The organism is Gordonia paraffinivorans NBRC 108238, from assembly GCF_000344155.1.
GTDB classification, from domain to species: Bacteria; Actinomycetota; Actinomycetes; order Mycobacteriales; family Mycobacteriaceae; genus Gordonia; species Gordonia paraffinivorans.
Genome location: NZ_BAOQ01000021.1, coordinates 1 through 12,759 on the forward strand (window position 1 = coordinate 1; position 12,759 = coordinate 12,759).

Annotated in this window: 13 protein-coding genes; 3 read left to right on the plus strand and 10 right to left on the minus strand. The window is 68.9% G+C overall.

Annotation, left to right across the window (positions count from 1 at the left end; genetic code table 11):
• Positions 1 to 194: 194 nt before the first annotated feature.
• Positions 195 to 617, plus strand: coding sequence for a nitroreductase family deazaflavin-dependent oxidoreductase (locus GP2_RS10665; protein WP_006900518.1), 423 nt, complete (start codon positions 195 to 197; stop codon positions 615 to 617).
• A 72-nt stretch (positions 618 to 689) separates the two neighbouring features.
• On the opposite strand, the gene GP2_RS10670 is transcribed toward GP2_RS10665, so the two are convergent.
• From GP2_RS10670 to poxB, 3 genes are all read right to left on the minus strand, one after another.
• On the minus strand, positions 690 to 1,742 hold the full coding sequence (locus GP2_RS10670; RefSeq protein ID WP_006900519.1) for a fused (3R)-hydroxyacyl-ACP dehydratase subunits HadA/HadB: 1,053 nt from the start codon (positions 1,740 to 1,742) through the stop codon (positions 690 to 692).
• Between the two features lie 80 nt (positions 1,743 to 1,822).
• The gene (locus GP2_RS10675) at positions 1,823 to 3,112 is read right to left on the minus strand and encodes an oxygenase MpaB family protein (RefSeq protein WP_006900520.1); all 1,290 of its coding nucleotides are present in this window, start codon (positions 3,110 to 3,112) and stop codon (positions 1,823 to 1,825) included.
• A 111-nt stretch (positions 3,113 to 3,223) separates the two neighbouring features.
• Positions 3,224 to 4,960 (minus strand): ubiquinone-dependent pyruvate dehydrogenase, encoded by a 1,737-nt coding sequence (poxB, locus tag GP2_RS10680; protein ID WP_006900521.1) that lies wholly within the window; start codon positions 4,958 to 4,960, stop codon positions 3,224 to 3,226.
• Between the two features lie 261 nt (positions 4,961 to 5,221).
• Between poxB and GP2_RS10685 the strand changes: the two genes are divergently transcribed.
• Complete coding sequence (locus GP2_RS10685; protein ID WP_006900522.1) at positions 5,222 to 5,635, plus strand: DUF7715 family protein; 414 nt, start codon at positions 5,222 to 5,224, stop codon at positions 5,633 to 5,635.
• Between the two features lie 77 nt (positions 5,636 to 5,712).
• Here GP2_RS10685 and GP2_RS10690 read toward each other — a convergent pair whose 3' ends face one another.
• Entirely contained in the window at positions 5,713 to 6,336 is a 624-nt protein-coding gene (locus GP2_RS10690) for a maleylpyruvate isomerase family mycothiol-dependent enzyme (RefSeq protein ID WP_006900523.1), read from the minus strand.
• Positions 6,337 to 6,407: 71 nt separating this feature from the next.
• On the opposite strand from GP2_RS10690, the gene GP2_RS10695 reads away from it, so the two are divergent.
• Positions 6,408 to 6,842, plus strand: coding sequence for a MarR family winged helix-turn-helix transcriptional regulator (locus tag GP2_RS10695; protein ID WP_006900524.1), 435 nt, complete (start codon positions 6,408 to 6,410; stop codon positions 6,840 to 6,842).
• Positions 6,843 to 6,856: 14 nt separating this feature from the next.
• Here GP2_RS10695 and GP2_RS10700 read toward each other — a convergent pair whose 3' ends face one another.
• From GP2_RS10700 to GP2_RS10725, 6 genes are all read right to left on the minus strand, one after another.
• Positions 6,857 to 7,660: an ABC transporter permease gene (locus GP2_RS10700; protein WP_006900525.1), complete on the minus strand. Its 804-nt coding sequence runs from the start codon at positions 7,658 to 7,660 to the stop codon at positions 6,857 to 6,859.
• On the minus strand, positions 7,660 to 8,658 hold the full coding sequence (locus tag GP2_RS10705; RefSeq protein WP_006900526.1) for a daunorubicin resistance protein DrrA family ABC transporter ATP-binding protein: 999 nt from the start codon (positions 8,656 to 8,658) through the stop codon (positions 7,660 to 7,662). The genes GP2_RS10700 and GP2_RS10705 overlap by 1 nt, the downstream gene beginning before the upstream one ends.
• Entirely contained in the window at positions 8,655 to 9,167 is a 513-nt protein-coding gene (locus tag GP2_RS10710; RefSeq protein ID WP_006900527.1) for a GbsR/MarR family transcriptional regulator, read from the minus strand. The genes GP2_RS10705 and GP2_RS10710 overlap by 4 nt, the downstream gene beginning before the upstream one ends.
• Positions 9,168 to 9,240: 73 nt before the next feature.
• The gene (locus GP2_RS10715; RefSeq protein WP_006900528.1) at positions 9,241 to 9,726 is read right to left on the minus strand and encodes a PPOX class F420-dependent oxidoreductase; all 486 of its coding nucleotides are present in this window, start codon (positions 9,724 to 9,726) and stop codon (positions 9,241 to 9,243) included.
• Positions 9,727 to 9,736: 10 nt separating this feature from the next.
• Positions 9,737 to 11,041 carry a polysaccharide pyruvyl transferase family protein gene (locus GP2_RS10720; RefSeq protein WP_040526791.1) on the minus strand — a complete coding sequence of 435 codons (1,305 nt, stop codon included), beginning with the start codon at positions 11,039 to 11,041 and terminating at the stop codon, positions 9,737 to 9,739.
• A gap of 87 nt (positions 11,042 to 11,128) precedes the next feature.
• Complete coding sequence (locus tag GP2_RS10725) at positions 11,129 to 12,754, minus strand: FAD-dependent monooxygenase (RefSeq protein ID WP_006900530.1); 1,626 nt, start codon at positions 12,752 to 12,754, stop codon at positions 11,129 to 11,131.
• Positions 12,755 to 12,759: the final 5 nt, after the last annotated feature.

Genomic DNA, 12,759 nt, shown 5'->3' on the forward strand with positions numbered 1-12,759 from the left:
GCCCGACGATCCGCCACACCCACCACGGTTCCACTACACCGACCTGCAACACGCCACACCGGCCGAACTCGCGCTCTACGCCGCACTACTCGACCACGCCTACCCGAACTGAGGCGGTCGGCGGTATCGCCGACGAGGGGAGCTCGACGGAGGGCGCAGGGAATAGGCGCAGGCTGAGGGTTGTTGAGCCGACCATGACCGCCAAAGCTGAGTTGAGCCCCGAGGGCTGGGTCCGCGAACAGACCGAGAAGATCCTGGAACAGGGCACCACCGAAGGTGTCGAAGTGATGGGACGCCCCATCGTCCTGTTCACCACCACGGGTGCCAAGTCCGGCAAGAAGCGCTATGTCCCGCTGATGCGCGTGGAGGAGAACGGCAAGTACGCCATGGTCGCCTCCAAGGGCGGCGCCCCCGAGCATCCGGCGTGGTACTACAACGTGAAGGCGAACCCTCAGGTCACCGTCCAGGACGGCACGGAGGTCAAAGAGCTGACCGCACGTGAGGTGAGCGGTGAGGAGCGGGCCCACTGGTGGAAGCTCGCCGTCGAGGCGTTCCCGCCGTATGCCGAGTACCAGACCAAGACCGATCGAGAGATCCCGGTGTTCGTTCTCGAATGATTCTTCTGCAGCCCGCAGGCATCAGAGCCCCCGACGTGAACGTCGGGGGCTCTGATGTCGAAGGCGGGATTCTCAGGCGAACCGAATGTTCATCGTCGCCAGTCCGAAGACCTTACGACCGCCGGACTTGGCCGTGATGATGACGACACCGGTGCGGGTCTCCGGATCCAGCGACTTGATGCGTCCGCTGAACTCGATCTCGCCGCCGGCGTCGGCAGACACCGGCACGGTCTGCGACAGGCGCACCGCGTAGCGGGTCACCGCACCCGGATCCCTGGACCACGACGACACGAACGCCGCCCCGAGCCCCATCGTCAGCATGCCGTGTGCGATGACGTCGGGAAGGCCCGCGAGCTTGGCGACGGCCTCATCCCAGTGGATGGGGTTGGCGTCGCCGGCGACGCCGCCGTAGTTGACCAGGTCGCCGCGGGAGATCCGCGCGGTGTGGACGGGAAGCTCGTCGCCCACCGACAGCTCGTCGAAGGAACGGGCGCCCGATGCGCGGGCCGCGCCGTCGGCGACGCGGACCTCGCCCTCCGGGCGGACCGTCTTCTCGTACAGTTCCGGGTTGGGGTCGTGGCTGAAGATGTTGACGTCGTGCATCATCACCTTGCGCACCGCTGCGCCGAGTTCGGGGTCGACCTCTTCGGCCGTCACGCCGACGACGGTGGTGTGCATCGTGTGCACTTTCTCACCCCGCGCGTCGGTCAGGGTGTTGGTGACGGTGATCAGTTCGCGACCGGCGACCTTGCGCACGCTTGACAGTTCGACGTCGGTCACCAGCTCGTCCCCGGCGACGATGGGCCGATGCTGCTCGAACACCTGCTCGGTCTGAACGTAGGTGTCGTAGCCGACGATCACGGACTCGAACAATTCACGGTTGGCGACCATCGCCGGGATCGACGTGAAGGTCAGCGGTGCGACCACTCCCGGATAACCAAGCGCTGCTGCTGCTTCCGGCTCCCAGTGCGCAGGATGGTAGTCCTGGACCGCGCGGGCGTACTCACGTACCTTCTCGCGGCCCACCTGGTAGGCGCCGTCGAGAACGTAGTAATGGCCGACGCGGGTCTCGAGATCGGGTGCCTCGGCGGTCGGCGCTTCTGCGATGGTCGGGGGTTCCGTCATTCCGTCCACGCTAATCGGGTGCCGTCTGCCGGCAAAACCCGAGGTCGGGTTCTCGTCACACACCTGACCCGGATCGACGGTCAGCGCCGGAGGCCCTTGCCGTGGGCGAACTCGGCGGGCCGCCCCGACGACTGCCATCGGTGCCAGTTCTCCCGGTGCCGACACATCAGCCTCTCGTGGAAGCGCCGGAAACCGGGAGACACCCGACGCAGGGTTTCGACGGCCATCAGCAGCGGCCACCGGAGGACGATCAGCGCGATGCCCGGCAGCGGATTGGGCATGCGATAGCGGAAGCGCGTGGTGGGCACCATGTAGATCGTCGAGTACGCGGCGTACATCATCGCGTTGTACCGGCCGCGGAGGCATTCGAGGCCCCTCGCGTCCGCGTTCGCGAAGGCGGCGGGGAAGGACTCGATCAACTCCTTGCCGTCGTCGCCCGCGTCATGGCTGCGGGTCGACATGACGAAGGTGAGCAGGCGCAGCGAGTCGCCGATGGTCTCCGGATACCACTGGGTCCGGACGCCGAGCAGATACCCGAGGTACTTCTGGTAGTGGAACAGCACCCGGATCTCGCGGGGTGTCGTCTGGACGCCGGTGAGCCACAGCGCCAGGGCCGGGACGATGCTCCCGCCGAGCAGTGTCAGGAGCTGGTACGACTGGCTGATCGGTTCGCCCCAGCGTTCGCGATCCCGTTCGGGATGTCCGGCCACGGTGCGACGAACCCACACGTGCATCACGCGCACACGCATCGCGGTGCCCCGCCCTTCCGACCCGGGTGTGAGCAGCGCACCCGGCTGCGAGACGTCGATCCAGAACCTGGCGGTCTCCAGGAAGCGGCGCAGCGCGTTGTCCCCGGCATAGCCGCCGGCCAGCGACAGGGGCTTGGCGACGGCGGCCTCGGTGTACATCTCCAGCGTCTCCCCGCCGGCCACGCTGAACAGGAAGGTTCCCCAGCGACGCCAGATCTCCTCGCCCTCGGCGATCAGTTGCGGGTCCACCCAGTCCGGCACCGTCTCGAACTCCCGGAACAGCTCGACCAGCGCCGGCGGCGGGTTCTCGATGCTGTCCAGACCGTCGGTCAGCGCCTTGTCCAGCAGCGCCCGGGCCGCTTCGGGTCCGAGCGAGCCGTAGACCTCGTCGACGAACCGCTCGGCGACCGGGTCGGTGCGGAACATGTCCTCGGCGAAGGTGCGCAGATGTTCCGGCTCTGGGAACAGATCCTTGCCGGTGATCTTTCGGGCCGCGGCGCGCACGGCTGTCAGTGTGCGGCTCGACATCGCGGCGTCGTAGGCGACGGCCGTGGGGAACGCGGGTGCGCCGGAACCCGTGCCGTCCTGACTCGACAGCGTGCTGGACACGGTTACCCCCATCGGTGACATCCACCCCGTCGGTGGAATGAGACGAATTGCTTCATGTGTATCACTACCGCATGGGGTGCGCACCCACCCATCGGGCTCGTGCGAGCGTCTCTTCGACCGCGATCAGTCGAACAACCGGCGGAACACGTTGGTCTCGGCCAGGTCGATGATCTCGTCGCCGCGCCCGGACAGCACGGTCCGCAGCGTGTAGAGCGTGAAACCCTTGGCCTGTGCGGCCGTGACCGTCGGAGGGATCGACAGCTCCTGGCGCGCGGTCGTCACGTCGAGCAGTGCCGGCCCGTCGTGTGCGAGGAGGTCGTCGATCGCCGAGGGCAGGTCGTCGGGGCGTTCCACCCTGCGTCCGTGGATGCCCACGGCTTCGGCGAGCCGCGCGAAATCGGGGTTCTCCAGATCGGTTCCGTAGTTGACGAATCCGGCGGCCTTCATCTCGACCTCGACGAAGTTCAGCGACGAGTTGTCGAACACGACGATCTTCACCGGCAACCTGTTCTGGGTGATCGTCAGCAACTCGCCGAGGAGCATCGCGAGGCCGCCGTCGCCGGCCAGGGCGATCACCTGACGGCCGGGGAACGCCGACTGGGCGCCGATGGCCTGCGACACCGCGTTGGCCATCGAGCCGTGCGTGAACGACCCGATGAGGCGGCGCCGGCCGTTCATGGTGAGGTAGCGCGCGGCCCAGACGACGGGGGAGCCGACATCGGGGATGAAAACGGCATCGTCACTTGCCTTCTCGCTGATCAGCCTCGTCAGGTACTGCGGGTGGATCGGGGTCCGGTTGCGGTCGTTGTCGGCGAGTTCGTCGAGGCGCCGCCGCGCTTTGCGGTAGTGCGCGAGCGACGCCTCGAGGTGTTCGGGATCGCGGCCGCCGGTGATGAGGGGCAACAGTGCGCGGACCGTGTCGCCGACGTCGCCCACCAGCGGGACGTCGACCGGGCAGCGTCGGCCGATCTGCTCGCCGCGGATGTCGACCTGGACGATCGTCGCCTTCGACGGATAGAACTGCTGATAGGGGAAGTCGGTGCCCAGCATCAGCAGGGTGTCGCACTTCTCGATCGCGCGGTAGCCCGACGAAAAGCCCAGCAGGCCGGTCATTCCCACGTCGTACGGATTGTCGTACTCGATGAACTCCTTGCCGCGCAGCGCATGGACGATCGGAGCCCGCAGCGCCCGGGCGAGTTCGACGACCTCGTCGTGGGCGCCCTGCACGCCGGCACCGGCGAGGATCGTGACGCGCTCGGAACCGTTGAGGGTGTCGGCCGCACGCGCCAGCTCGTCGTCGGCCGGCCGCACGACGCGCGGCACCCGCCGGATCGGGGCACCCGCGCGACGTTTCGGGCAGGCCTGGAGAAACAGCTCGCCGGGGATCACCAGGACCGCCACCGCGCGTTGCTCGACGGCCGTGCGCAGCGCGACGTCGAGCAGGCGGGGCAGCTGATCGGGGGTGTTCACCATCTCGCAGAACGAGCTGCATTCGCGGAACAGCTGTTCCGGGTGGGTCTCCTGGAAGTATCCGCTGCCGATCTCGGCGCCGGGGATGTGCGCGGCGATCGCCAACACCGGGACGCGGCTGCGATGGGCGTCGAACAGGCCGTTGACCAGGTGGAGATTGCCCGGGCCGCAACTCCCGACGCACACGGCGAGCTCGCCGGTGAGGGCGGCCTCGGCGGAGGCGGCGAAGGCGGCGGCCTCTTCGTGGCGGACGTGCTGCCACGCGATGGCCTCGGTGGTGCGCAGGGCGTCGGTCAGACCGTTGAGCGAGTCGCCGGGAATCCCGTACGCCCGCCGGACCCCCGCACGTTCGAGTTCTTCGACGATCCTCTCGGCCACAGTTGTCGACATGGCGATCCGTTCCGTCGGGTCCGGGTTGTGTTGCCGACTATAGACGCGCTCGACGTCTCGGTGACCCGCTTCGCAGTCCGCCCGCTCGAATCCCGGGGCGTCCGGGTGCGGATGTTCGCCTGTGGAGGATTTCGTCGGTTGTGGATGGTGGAGGCGGTGACGCCGCTTGGTGTCGGGGGTTGTCGACAACGTGGGTCGCGCCACGCCGGGCGGCGTGGTCCCCGCGAGAACGGCGGGGCAGCCCGACACAAGGAGTCGCTCATGAAGATCCTCACCGCCACCTCGTCCGGCGCCACCCGCGACGATGACTTCTGTCATGCCGTCGAGGGCGAGATCGTGCTGCCGTCGGTGGTCTGCGAATGTCCGACGTGCGGGTGCGACCGCGCGTTCGGCGGACTCGGTTCTCGCCGCGCGACGACGACGATGATGGTCCGTGACCTCGATCTGACGGTCGAGGATCTCGTGAGCGCCGCCATCGCCTACCTGGAGGCGGCGGGATGGGCTCGCTATCTGAGGCTGGACGCGAAACCGGATGCGCCCGAACCGGTCACGGTCTGCGCGATAGAGCTCCTGTTGCCGAATCTGCTGCTCGCAGCGCAACTCGAGACCGGTGACATCGTCCGGGTCTCCTACAATCGCGCCACCGACGAGTGGGAACCGGCGCCGGCCGGCTGAGGCGCTCGGTGATCATGCCTCGACGATGCGGCCGGCCACCGGTCGCATCGTCGAGGAAACGGTCTCTCGGCGTCGGGTCAGCCCGCCCGGTGGCGGGAGCCCACGTCGTCGGGCCACCGGAGTCCCCTGACCGGGGTGCGCCCGCTGACGTGCATCAGGATGTCGCGGATCGGCGCCTCGACCACGCGGCCGGTACCGGCGTCGAAGTCGACGTCGGTGGCCACGAAGCGCAGTCCCCGGTTGTGACGGCGGGCGAAGAAGGGGAAGGCGACATCCCAGATCTCGCGTGCCGCGGCGGCCGCGGCGTCGACGGGCATGGGGCGGTCGATCCCCAGCGGCACCGCGATGTCCTGGCCGTGGAGGAGCGAGTCGATGAGCGGCGCCCGCTCGTTGGTTCCGAACGGGTGGCGGCGCGAGCCGACCATCCGTCGGAGCTTGTCGGCGACCTCATCCGCAGGTGTTCGATCCCGGATCGCCATCTCTCGGATCATCGTGTTGAAGCGAAAGCCGTGACGCGCGGCGGCAGAGAGGACCTCGCGTGCGCCCGCATGCGACTGGGTGAGGTGAACCGCGACGTCCCGGACGGTCCACCCCTCACACGACGACGGGGTCGCGAGCTGTTCGGGGGTGAGGGACTCGATGAGATCGGCCAGCGAGAGGCGTTCGTGGTCGATGTGGCGCCAGAGGGTGTCGCTGTCCATGGCCGGCTCCCGTCGCAATTGGTCAGGATGCCTGACTATAATAGTCAGGCATCCGTACTAAAGTCAACGGTATGGCCGATGAGCGACCGCCTCTGGGCGTGCTGATGTTCGTGGCGCACCGCCACATGGAACGGCGGGTGATGGCGCGCCTCGCGGAGGAAGGCGCCGACGACATCACCCTCGCGCAGGCGCGGGTCATGCAACGTCTCGCGCCGGAGCCGATGCGGCTGACCGACCTCGCCGAACAGGCCGGGGTCACCAAGCAGACGGCCGGAGGGATCGTCGATCAGCTGGAGGCGGCCGGGTACCTGCGACGGGTGTCCGACCCGACGGATCGCCGGGCGCGCCTCGTCACTCTCAGCGAGCGTGGCGAGGAGCTCTGCGCGATCGCGGCCCGCGAGGTCGAGTCGATCGAGGACGACTGGCGGGAATACCTCGGCGACGACTTCGACTTGCTCGAGAAGACGATGACCCGGCTCCGCGAGATCACCGACCCCTACCGCTGAGGGCGCTGTGCCGGTCAGGCGGTGATCGCCCGGCGTTCGTATGTGCGCAGCGCGAGCAGGTACGACACGCCGCCGATCCCGACGCTCCAGGCGATCGACGCGATGACGCTTCCGGCAGGAACCGGCGTGTCGCCGAGAGTGCCGCGGAGCACCTCGATGACCGGGGTGAAAGGCTGATGCTCGGCAAACTGCCTCACCCCCACCGGAAGGGAATCCGCGGGGACGAAACCTGTGCTGAGGAACGGCATGATCGTCAGGAACATCGGGGAGTTGCTGGCGGTCTCCACGCTGTCGGCGGCGAGTCCGAGGTAGATGGCCAGCCAGATCAGGGCGATCGAGAACATGACGGTGACGCCGAGGGCGCCGAGCCAGCCGAAGGGATTCGCGGTCGGCCGGTAGCCGAGCGCCACTGCGACGAGCAGGACGATCGCGATCGAGATCAGCGCCTGGATGAGACTCGCGAGCACGTGGCCGACGAGCACCGAGGATCGTCCGATGTCCATGGTCCGGAAGCGGTTGATGATTCCCGACGTCATGTCCATGGCGACGACGATCGCCGAACCCTGGACCGCGGAGGCGACCGTGACCAGGATGATACCCGGCACCACGTAGTCGAGATAGGCCTCTCGCCCCGTGATCCCCGACGCGGTCGTCATGCCTGCGCCGAGCTGTCCGCCGAAGACGAACACGAACAGCAGCAGGAACACGACCGGCAGGCCGAGCAGCATCACGGTCAGCATCGGGTACTTGACGAGCCGTCGGAGGTTGCGGCGCAGCATGATCCGCGAATCCGTCACGGCGTAGGCGAGTGTCGGCATCACGCTGCCCCCGATTCGTCGTCGGCGTCGACGTAGCCGGTTGCGTCCGCGCCGGCCGACGCCGATCCGGTGAGTGCGAAGAACACGTCGTCGAGTGTCGGCGTGTGCACCTCGACGTCCGCGACGTCGATCGACGCGGCGTCGAGGAGGTTGAGGGTCGTGCGCATCGCCGTCACGGTGTCGTCGGTCGGCAGGTCGAGACGACGCGCGTCGGCGACCGGACGTGCCGACGGCAGCAGTGTGCGCGCCGCGTCGAAGGACTCGTCGTCGTCGAAGGACAGGCGTATCTCGGACTCGTGGACTCGTCGCTTGAGGTCCTGCGCAGTGCCCTCGGCGACGATGTGCCCGTGGTCGAGGACGGCGATGCGGTCGGCGAGCTGGTCGGCCTCCTCCAGATACTGCGTGGTGAGGAAGATGGTGACGCCGCTCGCCGTCAGGCCGCCGATGATGTCCCACAGCACCCGGCGGCTGCGCGGGTCGAGTCCCGTCGTCGGTTCGTCGAGGAAGATCACCCGTGGCGTGGAGACGAGTGTCATCGCCAGGTCCAAACGTCGTCGCATCCCGCCGGAGTACGTCGACACCGGGCGATCCGCGGCGCCGACGAGGTCGAAGCGTTCGAGCAACTCGTCCGCGCGGCGTCGGCTCTCTCCGCGCCCGAGGTGGCGGAGATCGCCCATCAGACGGAGGTTCTCGCGGCCGGTGAACAGGTCGTCGATCGCGACGGACTGCCCGGTGACCCCGATGAGCGAGCGCACCTTGCGTGCGTCGCGGACCGTGTCGTGGCCGGCGATCGTCACCGAGCCGGCGTCGGCGGGGAACAGGGTCGACGCGATGCTCACCGTGGTCGTCTTGCCGGAACCGTTGGGCCCGAGCAGCGCGGTCACCGAACCGGCCGGGACGGTGAGATCGATGCCGTCCAGGACTCGATGCGCGCCATAGCTCTTCGTGAGGCCGCGGATGACGATGTCGGCGCCGGCGGCGCCCGGCCGGTGGGTCATGGGCGTCGCCCTTCCGTCGGGGGCGAGGGGATCTCACCCGCGGCGATGAGTGCTTCCCGTTCCTTCCGCCATTCCTCGTACAGGGCGGGAATCCGGCTGCAGAGGAAGTCGGTGAACGCGGCGATCTCGCCGAGGACCGCGCGACGCTCCGGCGGGGCGTCGCGCAGCAACTCGAGGCCCTCGCGGGCGAGGGCGCCGAGCTCGGCGTATTCGGAGTTGTCCATGCCGAGCCCGCGGGCCGACATGATGTCGATGGACACCCGGTCCATGCGTTCGCCGGCGGCCCGGGTGCGGACCACCTGGCCGACCGACTCGAGCGTCGCGATCGCGTTGGTGATCGCCGTGCGGCTCGCGAGCAGCGCGTTGCTCAGGTCGGCGATGGTGGGTGCGGGGGAGTCGCAGACGGCGAGGTATCCGAGCACGCGCCCGACCATCGGCGGATAGCTGTAGCGGCGCGCGCAGAATCGGGCCATGTGGTCGGCGAAGGTCAGCTGCGCATCGAGTGACACGTGTCACAGTGTGCGCGCATCTCCGAGATGACACAAATGAGTGTCATCCGTTGCGAGGACGGCAGGCGGCCGGTCAGCCGTCCTGTTCGTCGAGTCGCGCCGCGACGTCGGCGGGGAAACCACCCGTCGCGATCGGACCCCACTGCGTCGGGGTGATGCGGATCAGCGACTTGCCCTGCAGGCGCATCGCCGCCCGGTACTCGTCCCAATCGGGGTGCTCGCCGGCGATCGAGCGGTAATAGTCGACGAGGGCGTCCTCGGCGTCGGGCATGTCGATGACCTCGGCGTCGCCGTCGATCTGCACCCATGCCCCGGTGAACTCTTCGGAGAGCACGACCACACTCGCGACCGGCGTGCGGCGGAGGTTCGCGGCCTTGGCGCGGGCCGGGTAGGTGGAGATCACGATGCGGCCCTGATCGTCGACACCGCCGGTCACCGGCGACATCTGAGGCCGACCGTCGGAACGGATGGTGCTGAGGATCATCTGGTGGCGCGGCCGGACGAACTCCAGCAGTCCCGCATGGTCGACGGCATCGGCTCTCGCAACGGTTCTCGCCATGCCGCCGACCTTACGCGCGATGGGCGAGCAGCGGGGCCACCGGGTAGATGTCATGTGCGGACGCGACTTTCGCCTCGATCGCACGCGCCCGGTCCGCGTCGCCGAACCCGCCCGCCGTCGGACGCCCGGGAACGGCGTCGCCGGATTCGACGACGGTCCAGGCGGATCCGGCGTCGATGAGGGATCGGTGCTTGGTGGAGTAGTACTCCGGCATCGGCACGATCGCGACTCCCGGGTCGCCGGCGGCCGCGGCGAGCAGATGGGGGTGGAAGCGCGTGCTGATCCAGGTGTCGCCGCGCCCCGCGGGCAGCCCGTGGTACCAGATGTCTCGGAAGCTCAGGACGCGTGCGCCGTCGAGCCGCGATCCCAGGCGGTGGGGGATCTCGTAGTCGTGACCGGGGATTCCCTCGACGACGGTCACCGCCGAACCAGGGACGTCCCAGGCGTCGAGGGTCGCGCGGACCAGGTCGGTGAGCGCCTCCAGCCCCGATCCGCCCGGCCCCCGGAACTTCTCGGTGAGATCCGACTGCAGACACAGCACCACGCCCGGATCGCGTCCGGACTCCGCGGCGGGTGGCTCTTCGCGGTAGAGCGGGGGCATCGGCCGATGAAGCGCCAGCCACGCGTCGTCGCCCGAGAGGCGCACGTGGTCGAAGTCCGAGAGCGCCTTCTCCGACGCCGAGTCGCGGACATCGATCACGTCGAACGAACCGAGTGCCGCGGTCAGTGCCGACCAGGCGGGCTCGTCGACCGTGGGCACCAGGCCCTGGCCGGTCGCGACCAGTCGTGCCCCGCTGCGCTGCGCGACCGCCTCGGCCGCCACGAACAGCGAGACGTGGTGCGGCCACACGGTGTTGACGTATCCGCCGCCGAGGAGGTGGATGGTGGTCGACGAGGCGAGTAGATCCAGTCCGACCGCCAGTCGCGGCGCGAGGCCCGAGTCGATGGCCGCGCGCGACACCCACTCCCACGGGTTCGACGGTTCGGCGTCGCGCGCGTGATTGGTGAGCTGCCACAGGGTGTCGACCACGATCATCCGCGGATGCGCGTCGCGGAGCAGGACGTTCGCCGATCCCGGGCTGTGACAGTCCAGGACCACGGTGGCCTGGGGTCGGACGCGGGCGAGATGCCGCAGCCAGGTCCGGGCGATGATCTCGTCGCCGTAGTTCGGATACCCGGTGGGGGCGACGAGGTAGATCACCTCGCGAGCACCCAGCGACCGGCCCACGTACGAGTCGTCGACCCGGCGCCGAGCCGACGAGTTGACACGGCCGGCCAGGGACCGAACCCGCTCCACCTGCCCCCATCTGGTCATGGGGTGAGCCTACGGTGGCCGGGTGGACGAGCACGCCGTCGGTCTGCCGGGGTGTGACGCGCGCGACGACACGGCTCGCTCGGGCGACTAACGGAAGGTCGACTCGAGATAGGACAGCGCGGCGTGCGTGTCGCCCAGGGGACCGCGGTATCCGATGTGGCCGTCGGGCCGGATCACGAAGATCGTCGAGCCGTCGGGTCGGTACCCCGCGGCGAAGTGGCCTTCGGTGTCGCGCAGCAGCGGGATCTCGACGCTGCCGACCTGGGCCGTCGGGGCGGCGACCACATGCGCGGTCATGCGGCCGCGCGCGGTGGCGACTGCGTCGTCGGCGAGCGCTTCGAGACACGGCACCTGCGCGGGTCCCGCGGTCGCGTCGGCGTAGAGGATCAGCGCGTGGTCGACCCCGTCGAGCAGCGAGAACAACCGCAACGGGTGGTTGACCGATTCGCGGCTCAGCCCCGATGCGTCGGGGGCCCGCTCACCGGCGCGCGGCGCGGCCGCCGCGGACGGGAGCGCCGAGCCGGCGGCGAGCGGGCTGTCGGCGTAGGAGATCAACAGCTGCGCCTCGCGCCGCATGATGAAGCCGATGTCGTCCGAGTCGGCGCCGATGCCCTCCCGCGCATCGCGTACGGTGCGGCCGACGACCTCTTCACCGACCGGCCGCCGTTCGAGGTCATAGGTCTGCAACAGTTCCGGCGCGGCGTCCCCGTGGACGGCGAGGGCCAGCTTCCACGCCAGGTTGTGTGCGTCCTGGATCCCGGTGTTCATGCCCTGCGCGCCGGTCGGCGGGTGGATATGGGCGGCATCGCCGGCGACGAACACCCTGCCGCGCGAGTACGAGTCGACGATCCGGTGGCTGATGCGGAAGACCGACGACCAGCGCAGATCCGAGACCGTCGCGGGTTCGGGCGCAAGGCGATCGACGACGGCCTGGATGTGGGACAGCTCGGGTGCCCGGGTTCCCTCGAAGCCGTGCGCGACATCCTGCCCGCCGGGCGCGACGGCCAGCTCGTCGGGCACGAACATCGACATGCGGTACCGCCCGCGACCGGGCAGCGGGATGGCCACGAGAAGGTCGTCGGTGGTGCCGTCGTCCCGCTGGTGCATCGTCCGGACCGCGTATCCGCGCGGCATGGACCAGTCCACCGCGACGTCGGCGAGCATGTACTGCTCGGGGAACGCCCCGCCCTCGAACGTCAGGCCGAGAGTCTTTCGGACCGTGCTGTGCGCCCCGTCCGCACCGATCAGGTACGACGCGCGCACGGTGCTCGACCCTCCGTCGAGGTCGGTCAGCGTGACGGTGACGGAGTCGTCGTCCTGCTCGAACGCCGACACGCGGATCCCGCGTTCGACGCTGGTGCCGAAATCGAGCAACCGGTCGCGCAGCACCTGCTCGGTGGCGTACTGCGGCATCAGGTGGAAGCGGTAGGGGACGTCGTCGGGCACGAACAGGTCGAAGCGCGACACCTGGGTGCCGTTGACGTAGATGAGCTGGCCGCGCATCTCGAGCCCGGCGTCGAGCACGGGTTCGACGACACCCATGCTCTCGAACACCTCGAGTGTTCGGGGTTGGATGCCAACGGCTTTCGCGTACTGCGGGGGCTCGGTGATCGGGTCCACGATCCGTACCCCAACCCCTCGTCGCCGCAGTTCGACGGCGGCGGTGAGGCCGACGGGGCCGGCGCCCGCGATTAGAACGTCGACGTCGTTCATGCGGA